This is a genomic window from Vibrio variabilis, from assembly GCF_003263785.1.
Taxonomy (GTDB): Bacteria; Pseudomonadota; Gammaproteobacteria; order Enterobacterales; family Vibrionaceae; genus Vibrio; species Vibrio variabilis.
In genome coordinates this window covers 107,724-126,040 of sequence record NZ_JYJK01000087.1, presented here as the reverse complement: position 1 = coordinate 126,040, position 18,317 = coordinate 107,724, and the positions used below count along the sequence as shown (strand labels likewise).

Annotated in this window: 13 protein-coding genes and 4 pseudogenes; 9 read left to right on the top strand and 8 right to left on the bottom strand. The window is 46.2% G+C overall.

Annotation, left to right across the window (positions count from 1 at the left end):
* Positions 1–22: 22 nt before the first annotated feature.
* The 4 genes from tnaA to TZ48_RS15655 all read right to left on the bottom strand — a co-directional run bounded on the left by tnaA (position 23) and on the right by TZ48_RS15655 (position 3,726).
* Positions 23–1,495, bottom strand: a complete 1,473-nt coding sequence (gene tnaA, locus TZ48_RS15670) for a tryptophanase (RefSeq protein ID WP_112479841.1) — start codon at positions 1,493–1,495, stop codon at positions 23–25.
* Positions 1,496–1,787: 292 nt separating this feature from the next.
* Positions 1,788–1,862 carry a tryptophanase leader peptide gene (tnaC, locus tag TZ48_RS26370; protein WP_112479975.1) on the bottom strand — a complete coding sequence of 25 codons (75 nt, stop codon included), beginning with the start codon at positions 1,860–1,862 and terminating at the stop codon, positions 1,788–1,790.
* Positions 1,863–2,129: 267 nt separating this feature from the next.
* Positions 2,130–3,236 (bottom strand): alpha/beta hydrolase, encoded by a 1,107-nt coding sequence (locus tag TZ48_RS15660; protein WP_162674618.1) that lies wholly within the window; start codon positions 3,234–3,236, stop codon positions 2,130–2,132.
* A gap of 124 nt (positions 3,237–3,360) precedes the next feature.
* A complete protein-coding gene (locus tag TZ48_RS15655; RefSeq protein WP_112479839.1) occupies positions 3,361–3,726 on the bottom strand; it encodes a DUF333 domain-containing protein in 366 nt (121 codons plus the stop codon).
* A gap of 280 nt (positions 3,727–4,006) precedes the next feature.
* Here TZ48_RS15655 and TZ48_RS15650 point away from each other — a divergent pair, with 280 nt between their 5' ends.
* On the top strand, positions 4,007–5,212 hold the full coding sequence (locus TZ48_RS15650) for an MFS transporter (RefSeq protein WP_112479838.1): 1,206 nt from the start codon (positions 4,007–4,009) through the stop codon (positions 5,210–5,212).
* Positions 5,213–5,425: 213 nt separating this feature from the next.
* Positions 5,426–6,150 (top strand): annotated as a pseudogene (locus tag TZ48_RS15645) (DUF3581 domain-containing protein).
* A gap of 66 nt (positions 6,151–6,216) precedes the next feature.
* Here TZ48_RS15645 and TZ48_RS15640 read toward each other — a convergent pair.
* Entirely contained in the window at positions 6,217–6,681 is a 465-nt protein-coding gene (locus TZ48_RS15640) for a methyltransferase family protein (protein WP_112479837.1), read from the bottom strand.
* Positions 6,682–6,748: 67 nt separating this feature from the next.
* Positions 6,749–9,786, bottom strand: a pseudogene (ydiJ, locus tag TZ48_RS15635) (D-2-hydroxyglutarate dehydrogenase YdiJ).
* A 271-nt stretch (positions 9,787–10,057) separates the two neighbouring features.
* On the opposite strand from ydiJ, the gene TZ48_RS15630 reads away from it, so the two are divergent.
* The 7 genes and pseudogenes from TZ48_RS15630 to TZ48_RS15600 all read left to right on the top strand — a co-directional run bounded on the left by TZ48_RS15630 (position 10,058) and on the right by TZ48_RS15600 (position 15,229).
* The gene (locus TZ48_RS15630; protein WP_112479836.1) at positions 10,058–10,738 is read left to right on the top strand and encodes a DUF3334 family protein; all 681 of its coding nucleotides are present in this window, start codon (positions 10,058–10,060) and stop codon (positions 10,736–10,738) included.
* Positions 10,739–10,944: 206 nt separating this feature from the next.
* Entirely contained in the window at positions 10,945–11,628 is a 684-nt protein-coding gene (locus TZ48_RS15625; protein WP_112479835.1) for a DUF2786 domain-containing protein, read from the top strand.
* Positions 11,629–11,685: 57 nt separating this feature from the next.
* Positions 11,686–11,850: a hypothetical protein gene (locus TZ48_RS24455; protein WP_162674617.1), complete on the top strand. Its 165-nt coding sequence runs from the start codon at positions 11,686–11,688 to the stop codon at positions 11,848–11,850.
* 17 nt (positions 11,851–11,867) lie between these two features.
* Positions 11,868–12,710, top strand: a pseudogene (locus tag TZ48_RS15615) (J domain-containing protein); the annotation flags it as partial.
* A gap of 165 nt (positions 12,711–12,875) precedes the next feature.
* Positions 12,876–13,064, top strand: a complete 189-nt coding sequence (locus TZ48_RS15610; protein WP_042498447.1) for a hypothetical protein — start codon at positions 12,876–12,878, stop codon at positions 13,062–13,064.
* A 541-nt stretch (positions 13,065–13,605) separates the two neighbouring features.
* Entirely contained in the window at positions 13,606–13,797 is a 192-nt protein-coding gene (locus TZ48_RS24450) for a hypothetical protein (RefSeq protein ID WP_162674616.1), read from the top strand.
* A 325-nt stretch (positions 13,798–14,122) separates the two neighbouring features.
* Positions 14,123–15,229, top strand: a complete 1,107-nt coding sequence (locus TZ48_RS15600) for a phosphoribosylaminoimidazolesuccinocarboxamide synthase (RefSeq protein WP_112479832.1) — start codon at positions 14,123–14,125, stop codon at positions 15,227–15,229.
* Positions 15,230–15,315: 86 nt separating this feature from the next.
* Here TZ48_RS15600 and TZ48_RS15595 read toward each other — a convergent pair whose 3' ends face one another.
* Positions 15,316–15,702, bottom strand: a complete 387-nt coding sequence (locus tag TZ48_RS15595; RefSeq protein ID WP_042498440.1) for a hypothetical protein — start codon at positions 15,700–15,702, stop codon at positions 15,316–15,318.
* 230 nt (positions 15,703–15,932) lie between these two features.
* Positions 15,933–18,306, bottom strand: a pseudogene (locus TZ48_RS15590) (helicase-related protein).
* Between the last annotated feature and the right edge of the window lie 11 nt (positions 18,307–18,317).

Here is an 18,317-nt window from a genome sequence, read left to right as displayed (position 1 = left end):
AGGCTGCGTTCTTTAGGTGTGACTAAGCTTCTTCGAGTTGCTTCTCTTCAGCCTTTTGAGCTTCGCCTTTTACGGCCACTTCCACCTCTTTCAGTCTGGCAGTAAAGTGACGCAACACCTCAGGCTCATAAGTAAAGTCGAGCCCTTTCACGTTGTGTGCGTTGGCTTTTACTTTCTCAAACGCTTCGATGACATAGTCCATATGCGTTTGCGTGTAAGTAGCACGAGGAATCGTTAAGCGAAGTAGCTCGGCTGGACAAGGATGCTGCTTGCCTGTCGCTGGATCGCGACCTAGCAACAGTGAACCAATCTCAACCGCACGAATACCCGCCACTTTATACAGCTCACATGCCAGTGCGTGCGCAGGGAACTGATCCGCTGGGATATGTGGAAGAAGCTTACCAGCATCGACAAACGCCGCGTGACCACCAGCTTGTTGGCAAACCACACCAATCGCTTCCAGGCCATCCACTAAGTATTGAACCTGATTGATGCGGTACTCTAGCCAGTCTTGGCGCATGCCGTCATATAGGCCAACAGCGAGACGCTCCATTGCACCGCCTTCTAGACCACCATAAGTCGGGAAACCCTCTTGAACCACACACAAGGTACGACAATCGGTATAGACATCCATAAACGAGTCGTCTTTAAAGCAAAGTAGACCGCCCATCTGCACCATCGCGTCTTTTTTCGCAGACATCGCTAGACCATCGGCATATTTGTACGATTCACGTGTGATTTGCTCGATAGTCCAGTCTTGATAACCAGGCTCACGTTGCTGAACAAAGTACGCATTCTCCGCATAACGCGCTGAATCCATAATCACTGGAATGTCATACTTCTGAGCAATCTCATAAACTGCTTTTAGGTTTGCAATAGAAACTGGCTGACCACCTGCTGAGTTACACGTAATGGTACTAACTATATAAGGTACGTTTGCAGGCCCCGCTTCAACGATCGCTTGCTCTAGCTTCTCAAGGTCAAAGTTACCTTTAAAATCGGCATTCACAGCAGTATCGAACGCATCTTTTGTATAAACGTTTTTCGCCACACAGCAGTTAACTTGAGTATGACCTTGAGTGGTATCGAAGAAGTAGTTCGATAGCGCCACCATCTTGCTGCGATCAAGACCTTTCTCTTTTTCACGCTTTTTAATGAGCACAGGGATATAGATTTGTTCTGCGCCACGACCTTGGTGAGTTGGAATAGTAAGCTCATACCCGAAAATGTCTTTTACTGCATTTGACAATGCATAGTAGCTGCGGCTGCCGCTGTACGCTTCATCACCACGTAGCATCGCTGCTTGCATTTCTTGTGTGATAGAACCTGTACCACTGTCAGTCAGTAAATCGATAAATACATCTTCACTATCTAATAAGAATGGGTTCATACCCGCTTTAATAATCGCCTGTTCACGATATTCACGTGTAGTACGTTTTACAGGCTCAACAACACGAATGCGGAATGGTTCTGGTAGGTGTTTGAAGTTTTCCATTATTAATTACCCTATCTATATTTATCTTCACGCCTTTTATTTAAAGTCACGGCCGAGAAAAATTGTAATTACAGATAACCCTATCTAGGAATATATCCAGATACGATTGAGTTTGATTGTTTTATTTTATGACGCCAATAGCACAGGCTATGATCATTAACACGGGTAAACTGTGGTTTGAGTAAACATTGCTCTGAGTAAACATTGGTTTGAGTACAAACGGGTGTCAGTATACCTTGTGTTGCAGTCAGCATGTTGCTGTCAGGCAGACGCACTGGACAGTGCGAGAGAGTTATCTCGAAGGGAAGAAGAAAGCGATTTTGTAGTCTAGTGTGAACCAGCTACTGATTATGTTGAACTTATTCATTTATTTACCTACTTACAATACTCGATTTATCGAGCCTTGTTCGTGTTTTCAAACAAGACATTATCGATCTAACTAAGTGTATTATCTATAACTTACCGTACATGTCATTACTATAGGATATAATTTGAGAACCTGCTAACAAAAAAGTTGAATGTTCTTTAATTGTTATTTGTTTATAAAAGAATATTTTGAAGCAGATCAACACAGCGTACTAGTTAATAAAGACAACAAAGATTGCCTTTATAAAATAATCAAAGATTTATGCGGTCATTCAATTGCTTGTTTCTGGTTCGCCGTCTGCATAAACTTAACCACCCTCTCCATCATGGTTTCGAAATAGGGATTCCAGCTTAGACGTGCACTGACGCGATCTTCTTTAAGTAGCCCCCAAGCGGTATAAGTTAAGGTCGGCATACCCACACAATCCACCGTATAGACCTCTCCTTCCTCTGCTCCTCCACACTGTCGCATTAGCCCTCTTTCCCCATATAAAGGATTGTCGGCGCGATAGAGTACTGAGATATGCGAACCACTTTCGATATTTTGCTTTGGAAGATCCATACTGCGCTTAATAACCCGGGCGTCGGGATAAGGCTTTTCGCCATACCACACCAAACGACTGCTTGGGTGAACAAACTCGGTTCTAAACAGCGAATACACGGCTTCGGTATCAATCAACTCGTCGTTTTCTGTCACCATCAATAAGGCGGGTACTTCCAACTGATACTGTTTTAAATCCTGCTTTACCTGCGTCGTCGTTTGGTAATAGAGCGCGGCACCGTGCATAGCAAGTGAGTCATAGCGAGTATAATTTTGCTCCTTTGCAACATTCACCCAGTCAACAAAGAGACTTGCTGTTCCAGCAAAACGTACGATGACATCATCAGGACTAAAGGCAGGTGAGAATAAGACCAGCCCATTGACTGCTTCTGGATTTTGAGCCGCATACGAAGTCACCAAGTTTGTTCCAGTAGAAAACCCCGCCAACCATACTTCATCAACGTCGCTTTTTAACAGCGCAACTTGATTGGCAACCGCATCCTGCCAGTCCTTCACATTGGGTAGCATTAAATCTGCTGGGCGAGAACCGTGACCAGGCAGCAACATGACGTGCACTAAGTAACCTTGTTCAGCCAAGACAGGTGCAATATCAATAAACGAATACGGCGAATCGCCTAACCCATGTACCAATAGCACACCCTGCCCATTGGGATGATTTGGCATTAATCGATAAGGACTTACCGCTTTCATCTCAGCATCGTATCCAGCGCCATGAAACACACGAGTCTCATCAAGCCACTTGGTGGTTTGTTCAATATATTGAGTGAAGTTGGATTGCGAATAAGGGGCGATCGAACCAGAGGTGGTATACATCTCTGGTTCTTGCTCAATGATAGGGTTGGTACAGCCTGTGATGCTAATCGTGAAAAAAACACTAACACCAAATAAAAGTCGACGGTTTAAATGGTGGCGAAAAGCTGTAATTTTGCTAATTACCTTAACCACCCGCACCACTCATTTGATGGTCACGAAAGTACTCTTCGGCATCCATGACTTTACCATCTGGCAAAGCACACTGCTTCTTATCTTCTATATAACTACCACCTGTCGCTTCACAGAAACGTGCTGCGCTATCTGGGCCTTGCTGATGATGAGCTCGAAAATACTCCCATGCGTCCACTTTTTCACCCGATTTTAAAGTACACATACCTGTTTCTAGGTCATAAACACCGTGTTTGTCACAATAGACAGCAGCGGGATTTGCCATGCCCACAGGCTCGGGTTCAGATTTTGCGCACCCCACAAGCGCTGCTGGTACTATCACTGCCAACGCAAAATACCGGATTAGATTTCCACCTTTCATAGGGATTCTCCTTTATGCACCTCTTTCTCCGACGCGCTATGTAAACGAAGAGAAATTGGCTCGCGTGTGTCTAATAAAGTTAGATGAAGCTGTAAAATATGCAACAGATCAGATGGTTATTGTGGCCTGGTTGTTGTCTGCGGATGCTCTAGTTCGAATTTTTAATCCTTCAAGGTAACACGTCTTCGAATGTGAGAAGGTAACTCAGAGTATGTTACTTGTATCTTGATGCGGATACTTGAAAATTCATGAGTAAATTATTAGTAGAAGGTCACAACTTATGAAGGGTGTTCGTTTATGGCATTTTGCCCAAGCTTCACTTGGGATTGTCCAATGGGTAGGCATCGCAATTTTGCTCAATCCTATCATCATTGAAAGAACCGCCAGCGGCGCTTTGCTTGGTCAAGTTATGGCCTTGATTGGCGGTGCTGGATTACTTGCACCGATAATTGGCGGTCTAGCTGACAAATATTCCTGCCATCAAATCTTGCAGCGCCTTGCTCTATTGACCCACTTTATTGCGCTGTTGACCCTCTACTTTGCCGACACCTCAACCACGACTTATTGGATTGTTGGTGCTCTCATTGGTTTGGGCAGTGTTGCGTTACTCGTGCTTAACCCTACCTTTGTGATTGCCTCTAGCAAGAATCAAAAAGAAGAAGGACGAGGATTGGCGAGTCTCTATCAATGTCAATTTTTCGGCATCGTTGTAACCGGACTCCTTGTTGCGCTCGCGGATTGGATGGCCGTTAGTAGCACCAACCAATTATTGATTTTGATGGGACTCGTCTTTGTTGTCCTCGTTATGGTATCCATTGCTCCACCACCAGCAGTCGAATCGAATCTACAGGAAGCCGTATCAGACGACACGCAACAACACAGGCCGACAACAACCAAAAAAGCGATGCCTTGGTTCCTATTTTTGCTTGCCGTGTTTTTCTCCATGTTTCTTTCCTCTAACCTCATGGAGCTCGGTCCTCTGCTTATTAAAGAGGTGTACCACGTAGAGATCGGTAATTCTGCGCTGGGTATGGCGGTTTCTGCCGTGATCAGTATTTTCATGCTTGAATCTGCCGGGCGCTGGATGCAAAAAAGTGGCCCGTTTATGGTTTGGTACGCGGCACAAGCGGTCTACTTGGTCGTCGGTTCTTTGTTCTGGTTGACGGCAGGGCATGATGTGAATGCTATCTTACCCATCGCGCTGCTCGTCGTGCTCATGCAAGCCATGTCCTGGAATGACATGATTATTCCAGCAATTGCAGGCAGACTGAGCCCGAACTCGCCGGCACTGACTCAAGGTCTGCTTATGCTTTGTATGGCTGGAGGCTTTGGCGTTGGGGCGATGCTAGCAGGCATGTCGATTGACATGTTTGGCTATGCGTCCGTGTTTACGCTTTCATTAGGCGGTATTGTTGTGGCCCTTGTGTGTATTGCCGCTCTAGTTGTGATTTCCAAGCCCAACGAGTCTGAAGCAGCTTCTGCTTAGATCCACATATCACGAGTATCTTGTTATAAGTGCCAAGGAGGCTCAATTGCGCCTCCTTCTCTTTTACTGCTTATCCAAACATAAAAATTGAGTCCTGTGCCTCAAAGCACAAACTTCAAACCGACAATTCTAAGTAAAATCTATACTGGATGAACCAGTTAAACGATTTCTTAATATATAATCGCCAGCAATTGAGTTAATCCTAAGAGAATTATGTTTCTAACACCTTACGTATCAACAAGCGAAAACCAATTTGAGTTCACCCGTCAGCAAGCAAGCCACTTTGCTAAAAAGGTCGCAGGCGATTTCAATCCTATTCATGATGAAGACAACAAACGCTTTTGTGTACCAGGCGATCTGCTATTCGCCGTCCTACTTCAAAAAGAAGGCATTAGCCAGAAAATGCGCTTTAACTTCTCAGGCATGGTCAGTGAGGGTGTTGCGCTGAACGTTGTCGAAAAAGGCGAGCACGAAAGTGCTGTTGTTGATACCGCAGGCAAAGAATACTTACAGATGACTCACCAAGGTGAAGTTAGCCATGACCAGGCTTTCATCGAACATGTCGTGACCAACTATGTTCAATTCTCTGGTATGAACTTCCCTCACATCATGGTTCCTTTAATGGAACAAGAGCAGATGATGATCAACTGCCAGCGCCCTCTGGTCATTTACGAAAGCATGGAAGTTGAGTTTGACCGTTTAGATCTTCAGCACCCAGAAGTCGAGTTCACTGGTGCAACATTTGATGTCGAAGGCAAACGTGGTGTGGTCACACTTAACTTTGCATTTAAAGAAGATGGCGATGTCGTTGGCAAAGGCGTTAAGCGCATGGTTGCCAGTGGCCTTAAGCCTACGATACGGATGCAGTCGACGATCTCGTAAATCGCTTCAATGAACGTAAAGATCTGTTTCTAGAGACGCTACACCAAAACGCTTAACAAGCATCAAAAAAGCCGTGTCACTTCATTAACATGACACGGCTTTTTACTTTCTATCGAATGGCATCAAACCCAGCGCCTAACCTTATCTTTATATTGCTTGTAAGGCTCTCCAAACATAGACTCTAGCACTCGCTCCTCAGGTTTTATTTGGAATCGATTCATATAAGGAATAAACAGCCAACACAAGGTGAGCGCGAAGCCGTCTTCGAGCCAAAAACCCCAGCTGAGAAGCAAAACAAACAGTGCTAGATACATCGGGTTTCGAGTTTTTGCAAAGATGCCACTGTCTACGACACAGCTAGCTTTGTCGGGTTTGGTCGGGTCGACCGTCGTCTGCGCCCTTCTAAACTCCAGCACACCGGACACACCAATAAACCCACTTAAGATAAACAGCCCCGCTGCCCAAACACTTTTCAGCGGAATATAGGTATACAACCAACCATTGTCGTATCTAGCCACCAAGTACATCAAAGCGGCAACAATCAAAAAAACCAACACCGGCGGTATCTTCAGCTCTAGTGCTTTCACTATCGACTCCTTGATATTTCTTCAATGCACATAAAAAAGCGCCCGACTAGGACGCTCTGTAAGATGGTTAACTCATCAACTGCAACACAGCTTGCAATGGATGTTTGGTTGCCGCCTGTTCAAAACGCTTCACCTGGCTTCGACAAGAGTATCCAGTGACCAAGCAGCGCTCTGTCGGAAGCTTGTCCAAATTAGGTGCCCAGCTAAGTCCATAAATATCTTTCGACATTTGCAACTTATCTGACTCATGGCCAAACGTGCCTGCCATACCGCAACACCCGACAGGAACTGTCGTGAGGCGCCCACCAAAGTGCTGGAAAATAGTGCCCCACTCTTTTTCCGCATTTGGCATTTTGGTTTTTTCAGTGCAATGCGCAAACAGATACCAGTCTGCCTCATCAACAACGCGACTTGGCTCAATAGTCTTGAGCATTGGCGTGAGCCACTCATGCACGGTAAGCACATCAAAATCACCACGCGCTTCCCCAAGAATTTCGGCGTATTCATCGCGGTAACAAAGCACGAGTGCAGGGTCTACGCCAACTAATGGTATCTCTAATGCTGCAACCTGCGCCAAAAAGTCAGCTGTATTTTGGGCAGACTTCGCAAATTGCGCCAAAAATCCCTTAATGTGAGTGGCTTTGCCGTTGGGTTTAAACGGCAGCATCACTGGCTTCTTACCGAGTTTTAGGATCAGCTTGGCGAAATCCTCCACCACTTGCGCATCATAAAAGCTAGTAAACGGGTCTTGAACAATGCACACGTAATCTTGACGCTGCGTGGCTGGAATCGCTTGAAGCTGTTCTAAATTGAACTCTGAAACAGGTTGGTGCTTAATTCGCGATTTCAGGGTTGGAACTGACAGCAGTGGCGCATCAATATAGCCCACCGACTTTTCCGTTAGCTTCTGCACTAGAGGCTGCTTAAGCGCAAAGTTGACGACTTTTGGCACTTTCGCCATATAAGGCAACATGGTTTCGATGTTTCGCCACCAAATAGTCTTTCGCCGGGCGCTGATAGCGAGTGTAATACAAGTTTAGGAATCGAGCTCTAAAGCTGGGTACATCGACTTTGATTGGACATTGACTCGCACACGCTTTACAAGCCAAACAGCCATTCATCGCCTCATACACTTCGTGCGAGAAATCGTATTCGTGGCGCTTGTTAAAGGTATTGCGCCACTTTTCAATCAATCCTTTGGCACTCGGTGATTGCTTGGTCGCATTTTCAAGCTCTATAACATCAAAGCCCTGCTCCGACAACTGTCTTAGCCATTCTCGAACCAACCTGCACGGCCTTTTGGAGAATGACGACGATCGGCTGTCACCTTCATCGATGGACACATTGGCGACGCGGTATCGTAGTTGAAACACAAGCCATTACCGTTACATTCCATCGCTTGAGAAAAGCTATCTCTTACCTCAATTGGAATTTGACGATCGAAAGTGCCGCGTTTAACGTCAGATACTTTTACCAGCTCATCTTCGCTCCCCAGCGGGGTACAAATCTTACCAGGGTTCATTTTATTGAGAGGATCGCACGCAGACTTAATTCGGCGTAGCTCGTTAAACAGCTCGTCACCAAAAAACTCAGGTCCGTACTCAGAGCGGAAGCCCTTACCGTGCTCCCCCACATCAGACCGCCGTATTTCGCCACCAAAGCGACAACTTCATCGGAAATCTGGTGCATGAGCGCTTCTTGATTCGGATCGCACATGTCTAGCGCGGGTCTCACATGGAGTACACCAGCATCGACATGGCCAAACATACCGTAATTTAGATTGTGGCCATCCAATAGGACTCGAAACTCTGCGATAAAGTCCGCCAAATTCTCTGGCGGTACACAGGTGTCTTCAGCGAAAGCTATTGGTTTAGCGCTTCCTTTGACGGCGCCAAGTAGGCCAACGGCTTTCTTACGCATGTTATAGATGCGCCCAATGCTCGCTACATCATTGGTAATTTGGTAACCAATAATGCCGTCTTGTTCGGTTTTCAGTTTCTCATCTAAGCTGTCAGTAAGTGCTTTTACTGCGCGAGCGACTTCCTGTTCATCTTGCCCTGCATACTCGACCATGTTTAGGCCTTGCATCTCTTTGCCCGGCACCTCACTGATCAAATCACTGACGGTATGCCAAACAATATCTTGTTTCGCGAGATTGAGTACCCGTGAGTCCACGGTTTCAACGGACAATGCGTTAGCTTCTACCATAAACGGCGCGTTACGCAGCGCTGAATCAAAGCTATTGTATTTTACATTGATTAGGGTTCGCGCCTTGGGAATTGGTGTTAAGTTCAGCTTCGCTTCCGTAATGAAGGCCAGTGAACCTTCAGCGCCGCAAAGAATACGGGTGAAGTCAAAGTCATCGCTGTCTGGCTGATAAGCATTTTTCAGATCATAGCCTGTTAGAAAGCGGTTTAGCGGAGGAAACTTTTCATCGATTAAGGTTCGCTGTGACTGACATACGTTCTTGGATACCGCGAGAGCTCGCTCAGCAAAGCTACCCGATGGAACGGCTGCGCCCGAGCCATCACTTTCAAGCAGCGAGCCATCAGCAAACACCGCTTGCAAAGAAAGCACGTGATCAGAGGTCTTGCCGTACTTCAAAGAGCCCTGTCCCGATGCATCGGTGTTAACCATGCCACCTAGAGTGGCGCGATTACTGGTCGAGAGATCCGGTGAAAAGAAATACCCATGCGGACGAACTGCGTCATTTAGGGCATCTTTAACAATACCGGTTTGAACTCGAACCCAACCTTCATCTTCATTAATTTCCAGCACCTTGTTCATATGGCGGGACAAATCCACCACCACGCCAGAAGTCAGAGATTGACCGTTGGTACCAGTACCGCCACCACGCGGGGAAAACGTCACAGAGCTGAATTTGTCTTGGTTAGCAAGCTCACCAATCAATTGAACATCTTGAGTTGTTCTTGGGTGCACAACGGCTTGCGGCAGTTTTTGATAGACACTGTTGTCGGTCGCCACCGCTAAACGGCTGGAGTACTGGGTTTCAATATCGCCGCTAAAGCCATTCGCTTCTAGCTGCTGGAGAAACACCTGCACAGTGGGATGAATATCGGTTTGAGTATGTAATCTTGGTAACATTTAGCTTCCTGCCCCTTAAGTCTGCTGATCCACTCAGCAAAGGAGTAAATTGTATGAATGCTCTTACGCGTACATAGAGACGTCACGGCTAACGTTATATACGTCGCTGAAAGCACATCGATTTTACTTATCCAGCCACTTTACAACAATTAAAAATGTGATCAAATCGGAAACTCGCGGATAACACCTCTGTTTTATGCCTTTTCAACGAGTAAGCTTCGTGACACACTCCTAAACCTATGGAAGACATCATTAGATCAAGCGGTTCGCAATGAAAAAAACAAAAGTAATCACTACAGAAGATATTCTGCTCAAACTCTGTCAGTCGGTTTCCACCGTCCTTACCTCCGCGACACAATCGAGTGTCACCTATTCAGCGATGGTGCAGAAGATAACAAAAACCACACTAAAACCCGACTACGGCTGCTTCGTTCTGTTCGATGGCGGATTTTCTGGACTGGTGGTGATTAACTTTACCTCTAAAGCAGCGCTTGAGCTTTACACCAACTACATGCGCAATATGGGCATGCCTGAAGAAGAGCTCGCGATTCACCACAATTCTGATGAAGTGGGCGATGTACTGGGCGAGCTGATGAACCAACTCGTCGGTGACTTCACCAACAAAGTACGTAAAGAACTACAAACCAATATTACACAGAACCAACCGAAAATGTTGTCTATTAACAAGCAGGTGGTTCTATCGGTCGATACTAACCTAGAACGTCCTCAAGCGCGCCGCGTCACCTTCTCAACGGAAAACAACAACATTTTCTATCTTGAGTTTGCGATGGACAAAACCGAGTTCATCCAAATGGAAGAGTTTGAAGTACAGCCAGACGAGTGCCCTGACACAATCATTGAACAAGCGCGCTCGAAACAAGCCGAGAAAGAAGCATCAAAAGCGAACGTCGATAACAACAGCCAAGATTTGCTTGACGAACTCGGCATATAATCTCTTCGACTTTTACTCTTTTTGTCCAAGCGACTATGTGGTCGCTTGGAGATGTTCCTAACTGAGTAATTCGCGCTGTAACACTTCCTCACTCTCTCTGTTTCATCAACATTCAGTCCGACTGTGACACTCTTCCCCTTTCGTTCAAAAGTCGCTAAAATAAGTGCCCATTTTTTCTTCCGCGGTATAGAGACTTCAGGTTGTCGATGGATAAACAAAAAGCCCTAAAAAAGATTGCTAAGTGCCTAGAGCTTGGTAACTCTGCAAACGTCAATGAAGCAGCAAACGCCATCAAAATGGCGCATAGACTGATGCTTAAGTATGGCCTCGATAAAGACGATATCGAGTTCATCAAAATGGGCAAGACACAATCGACACATTTACTGCCAACCACCATCAGTTCTACTCTACTTCGCGTCATTCGCGGTATTAACACTAAGTTTGGTGTTGAAGCGGTATTGCTAAACCACAAAGGCCTTAAGCGTGTCGAGTTTATTGGTGAGGCGGATCGTGCCATTTTCGCCGCATTCGCATTTGACATCATCTACCGTGAAATGAATGAACATACAGGCCAGTTCCGCAATAGCTTTGCTGGCTCTGGCACCGCGAATACCGAAGTGACGCGACGCGTGAATTCATTTGTCTCTGGCTGGATTGAGGGTGCGCTTGAAAAGCTTCCTGTCATCGCACCTGATGATGAGTCGGCAAACAAGATCAACAATTACATCGATAAAGAGTTCAAAAATATCGACCGCGAAACCTTCAAGCAGCAGCTCAAAGAAGCGATGAAGAACATTACCGCCGACTACGAAGTGGGCTTAAAAAAAGGTCGCAAGATCTCAGTAAACCGCCCTATTGATGGTGCACAAGCGCCAAAACTGCTTAAATAAGTCTCCACATTCACCAGCGCGGCGGTAACGGTCGCGCCTACCCGGAGTGTCTCCTCGATGCCAAGATGCTTTCTCAAGGTTATAAGCTACCTGGTGCTTTCTTGTGTTTGGTTTTCCGCTCCGGCATGGTCTTCGATTGCTCAACTTGAGCAGCAAGCTACGTTGAACAATGCTGACGCTCAATACCAACTGGGACTGGCCTATGAAACGGGGAAGGGGTAAAACGAGACCTCAGCCAAGCCACCTACTGGTACCAACAAGCCAGCGAAAACAATCATACCGCGGCAACGTTTAATTACGCACAAGCCTTAGAGTTTGGCAGAGGGGTGCAAGCCAACCCAGCTAAAGCACTGCTGCTGTATACTAAGCTGGCCGTAAACGGCGATGTCACCGCATTAGGCAAAGTCGCGAAACTCTACCGACAAGGCTCTCCAGACATCGCAGACGAAGACCAAGCCGTACTTTGGTACTCGCTTGCTAAAGATGCCTCCGAGACCTATCAAGACGCTTATGAAGACGCCCTGCAAGCACAATACAATGCAAGACAATTGCGACAAATCGAATCGCTAAAGCAACAAGAGCAAGCAAACCTACTAGATACAGACTCTTCGAAAGCAGCTACTTCACAGGAAGCACTATCGGGACTCAATGGCTGGCTACATCTATTTTATCTATTTATCATCACGGGATTGGCAGCCACACTCTTCTATAGACACCGCCACGTTCAGACGCTTGAACAAAGGAAGGCAAACCGCGCCATTCTTCAAAATGACGTTGAACAGTTGCAAAGCCAGCTCACCAAGCAGCAGCTCTACATTCAGCAACTCCAACGCCAACTCAAACTCGCCAACGATAAACAGCGCCCTGCCCCTCAGAGTGCTCAGCCGATATCAGCGCTAAGGGAGGCGTATCTGCGATTTGGCTTTGATGCGAATCAACCACTGAGCGCAAAGCAGTTGAAAACGCGCTACAAACAATTGAGCCGTGTTTACCATCCCGATGCGCGAGGAAGCGAAGAAGAGATGAAGCAACTCAACCTTGCATTGAACATTCTGACTACCCACCTTCAATCAAAGCATTAAAGCTATTAAAAAGTGACCAAAATATAACCAAAACGACCCAAGTCGTCATTTTTTGAAACAATTATTTAACAAAAGCCTTGTTTTTGTGTCATAATAAGCCCCGAAAATAACACCCGTGCCGAGTACAACACCGTACCAACGTACATATAAGGGTGGGGAGTAAACATGTATACATTCACCAAACAAGATATTTGCGATTGGTGCCATGCACCGAGTTTTGTCACCAAACACGAGTACATTGATGGTAAACACCATCATTCATGTGAAAAGTGTTTGAGTTTCGCCATCATGGACGTCAGACAGTTCAATCAAGCAGAAATCGAATTTAGAAATCGAGCTAACGCTCAGCAATAACCGCAATGCGCCTCTGCCCTCAGAGGCGTTTTAGTTTCCGCCTCTCAAATAATTCGCGCTCAAAGGCTCTCGTCAGCTTTCTTTTCCTAACTTCAATGCCCTTCTAATCATGTGCACCGTGCTTTTGTACAGGTCGTTTATACAGTAGTTTTTTATGGTTAGTACTGTATAACGGGAATCCTTTACCAAACATGCCATTCCATTAGAAAATAAATATCAATAAAAACATAACCTTAAGATTAAATGAAGAATTAACGCTCAAAAAGTGCTTGATCTTTCCCCTACTAAAAACTACTGTATATCCATACAACATGTATAAAGGAACAGGATTATGTTAATCAACAATTCAATGCAGTCTAGATACAATGTTTCACGATCATACACTTCATTTGACAGTGCAGTTGCACAACTTGGGATCCAAGATGAGATCCTCGAAAAGTTGTCGCAATTAACATCTAGACCTCAGTGGATTTTGTTAACAGCAGAATGCCCTCGCCCTTCTACAAGCCAAGTTCTGCATTTCCATAAGCTTGGCAATCACATGGTACAAATGAAGCCATCGGTAAGTCTTACTCAATACCAAGTGGTAGAGAAAGCGATTCGTTCTGGCAATGCCTGCGCCATCATCGCCAACGGCTCATTCACTACTCAACAGCAAGCGACTTTGAATGCATTGGCACTAGGCCATCAATGTGAAGTGATTTTCCTCTCTGGCGAGCAATACCTGCATTAATTTGTTCCTTCATCGTCCAGCACCTGAAAATTCACTGCCCTTCAAGCGCTGGACGATGGACTATCGCTAATCGCACAGTCTTCTCTTGCAGTATCATGTCCTATGGCAACGCACTTGTTACCGCTAACCTCGGTGAAGCGTCCCTAGTGTCAAAGAACACTTTTTCATCGATTAACGTTAGTTTGATAACTAATTGCGCAAACGTTTGCTTTTTCTCTGGCAGGATCAAACAGTTCTGGTATGATGCGTGGCAATTATGAGTGATTCCACTCTTCCACTTGTTGTCGCCCAGTATCGCGACTGTAAACCAGATAGGAATGTCTCCATGAGTCTTGCTGATCAAGTTCTAGCCGTAAACGACGATCTCCCAATCCGCACCGATAAGCCTGTTCACAGTGGCAAAGTGCGTTCTGTCTATTGGTTGACTGAAGAAGATAGCCGCCGCCTAATCAAACAAAAAGGCTACGATGTGGCAGAAGATGCGCCGCTGGCCATTATGGTTATCAGCGACCGTATTTCTGCTTTTGATTGCATTTGGCACGGTGAAGGCGATCTTCGTGGCGTTCCGGGTAAAGGCGCGGCGCTTAACGCGATCTCTAACCACTGGTTCCAACTGTTCAAAGACAACGGTCTAGCTGACAGCCATATTCTTGATATTCCGCACCCATTTGTTTGGATCGTTCAAAAAGCTAAACCTGTAATGATTGAAGCTATCTGCCGTCAATACATCACAGGCTCAATGTGGCGTGCGTATGAAAAGGGGGAACGCGAGTTCTGCGGTATAACCTTGCCTGAAGGGCTAGAGAAAGACTCTAAATTGGAAGACATTCTCATCACCCCATCTACAAAAGGCATTTTGCGCGGGATCCCGGGTGTACCTGAAGCGGATGATGTGAACATCACACGCCAAAACATCAGCGATAACTTCGAAGCATTCAATTTCTCGAACGCTAAGGACATCGACGGCTATGAAAAATTGCTTAAAGATGGCTTTGGTGTTATCAGCCAAGCACTGGAAGCAATTGACCAAACGTTCGTAGATACTAAGTTTGAGTTTGGCTATGTGACTGACTCCAAAGGCCAAGAAAAGCTGATCTATATGGATGAAGTAGGCACGCCAGATTCATCGCGTATTTGGGATACCCAAGCTTACCAACAAGGTAAGATTGTAGAAAACTCAAAAGAAGGTTTTCGCCAGTTCCTACTTAACCACTTCCCAGATCCAGACATTCTGCTTAACAAAGAGCGCATGCCTGAGCGTGAAGCATTGGCAAGAGACAACGCGCTGCCACTCGAAGCACTGATGGATGTTTCTCGTACATACACGGGTATCGCGGAGAAAATTACTGGACGCCCAATCACATTGAGCGAGAATCCAAAGCAGGAGATCATTGATATCCTGCGCGCTGAATACGACTTAATCGCCGATTAAGTGTAATCAGAATTGAAAAGCAAAGAGGGGAGCCAATGGCTCCCCTCTTCTGATATGTACCCAGCGAAATACTAGAGTCTAACTCACTAAGCCTGAATTTCCGCTATTAACACATCGTCATCTGGCAATGTGGTGATCACGGCATTGGCCTTACTCTGTATCTTATTGATTTGCTCCGGCTCTAGCGAGTACGGCATAATCACTTGCAAGCGCTCGATATGCTCGTCCCTTGCGATACGGATCAACGAGACCAAATTCGATTCATCGCTACGGCGGCTAGAAAGAGACTGTAACGCTATTTGCCATAAGCGACTGTCTGGATCGCTGTCTTGTTTGGTTGTCTCTTTCCAAGCTTCACCAAACACAGGAGCCACCGAAGCAATTGCTTCGAGGAAAGTCCATTTTTTACTGCACGATTCGCCGAGAAAACTGGTGTAATCAAACTCCACTGGCGATTTTTTATCATCACACATCTTCACTCCCGATTGCAGAATGCTACCTAATCAATATCATTCATACTCGCATATATAGCAATAGGATATATAAAAATGGTCTTTTATAGCTAATTATTGTCTACAAAAGTGATATAAAAACCCACCTTGTAACATCTCCTGAACATACACTCAGCAAACAGCACTCTGTTGCGTAACGTCACTTGTAAACAACGGCAACTTAGGCCGCTTTATTTTGAAGCGTGAAGCATTTAACGGAGATCGAGTACTCGACTTGCCTTACGGTATTTCACTCTCCAACCAGACCATGCGGGCAGTTCTTTGCGTTTGGGATCCTCTTTACGAGAGCCCGATGAGTAGCTGACTTCCACCAGCTTGCCTTTACCGAAATATTGCACGGCAAGCGTTAAGCCACTGAGCTGAACCTCCAGAGGGTATTTATCTGCAAAATCCTGATACTCCCACTCAGGAATGCCTTCAAACACAAAGTCGGAGGCTTCAATTAGCTCAAGATCGTCCTGACTCTCAACACCAAGTTCAACAAGCTGACGATAGAACCAGCGTTTTAAAAGTGTTGCAGAATTTTGTTCTGGGCTCTGAACAGATTTCTCACTCGTGCTGTCAGCAAGCCCCAAATCACAATAGAGCTGAAAGTGCTGCATCTGCTTACCAATTTTTTCGGCCAGACCCGGATACAACTTTCCTTCCACTATCGCATTGCTCATTACTTCAAGCGCCGCCTCGCCTTCTAGCTGACCAGTACGATGACCGATTCTACGCCCTGCATACACAAGGTGTTGGTGACTCACTAATCCTTGTTCCGTTTGCTCAGTCTCACCATTCACCCATTCACCCACGCCCTGCTCCCTCAGTAACTTGAGCTCCACCGGTATCATCAAGGTTCCTAAGGTCATCGTTTGCTTTACACCTCTACCCGGTAATGAGTGGGTAGAAAGCACAAGCGCTGCTTCGGATTGCTCCTTTAACCGACTCGCGCGCCCTAACAATACTTCTATATGTCCGTTGCCAAATGCATCACGTCTGCGTTCACGACGTACAAACACCAAGTTTGAGTTGCTTTGATCATCTGCGCCAACCACTGATTTCTGTCGTAGCGAGAAGCGACTTCCAGTGCTGGCAGTTCAAACGCAGCGCGCATCTGCTCTGCAAGCCCTTGCGCTTCTCGAAGCGCATCTGGCTCTGCCGTTACCCCAGAATATTGATGCCCACGAACCAAACCAACCATCAATTCAGCATCACAGCCATACTTTTCTTCTTGGTCTAATCGCTCCAACGCTTCTTCGTTACTAGTTAATTGATATAACCTACCCGTGGTACAAATCGCCGCGGTTAGATCTATCATCACCTCTTTCAATGCCCTTGTCGGCATTTTGGTCACCAAATCAGCGTAGATGGCGTCGATAGGTAAAGGGGCAAGCTTTAAACCATGTTCTGTAATGCCCTGCTGGTCGATAGCCCGAGTTCGAGCAGTTGCGCCTTGGCACTGGCTAAAGATTTTTCCGGTATAGTGTCAATGAAAGACAAGGCGTCGAGGTCATGGCCGCACACCGCAGCAGCGAGCATCGGCTCAACAATAGACTCACGCTGCAACTCAGGTGGTGTCACAGCCTCAAGCGCCGCATGTTCTCCATAGAGACGAACACACACGCCATTCATGACACGCCCAGCACGACCTGAACGCTGCGCTGCGCTGTCTTTGGATATGTGAGTAAGCATGAGCGTCGTTTGGCCGTTGCGCTGGACATTGCGACGTTCTAGCCCTGAATCAATGACTAATGAAATGTTGGGAATAGTCAGCGAGGTTTCAGCAACATTGGTCGCCAGCACCACTTTTTGTTTAGACTGCACAGTCATGGCTCGCGCTCTTTGCTCATCGCTCACCGAGGCATGAAGCGGGGTCACCATCAAATCACGATTATCCGCTAATGATGTCAGTGCACTTTGTACTTGTTGGATCTCCTTTCTACCCGGGAGAAATACCAATACGTCGCCTTTTGTTTCATCCAATCGAAGCTCAAGTTCTTGTTTGATTCGACTATCAAGATGACGACTATCTGGAAGTTGGCGACTGTCGTCTCTGCGATGCACTATATCGACATTATAGACACGGCCGCTCGCAACCAGCCTTTTGGCATCGAAATAGCTCGCCAGTTTTTCACCCTCAATGGTTGCTGAGGTAATAATGGTGCGATGACTTTGCTTTTGCTTGAGTAAAGATACCAACAGATCGGTATCCCAGCGGCGTTCGTGAAACTCATCCACCACGACCACAGAAAAATCGGCTAATTGATTGTCGGCATACCAACGTAGCGCAACACCCGGGGTAACAAAGACGATATCTGACTCATCACAATATCGGTTTTCCAACTTAATCGCATACCCTACCTTTTTGCCAACTCGGTCACCTAGAGACTCAGCAACAAACTCCGCCAAAGAGGTGCACGCAATACGCCTTGGCTCAACCACCAGCACCCTACCCTGCTCCATCGCCCAAATGGGGAGTCTGGTTGACTTGCCCGAGCCAGTTTCTGCTTCAACAATTAGGTGCGAATGAGTGAGTGCGTGTTTAACGTCGTGTTCAATGGCGTCGATAGGTAAGATCATGGATATGTCAG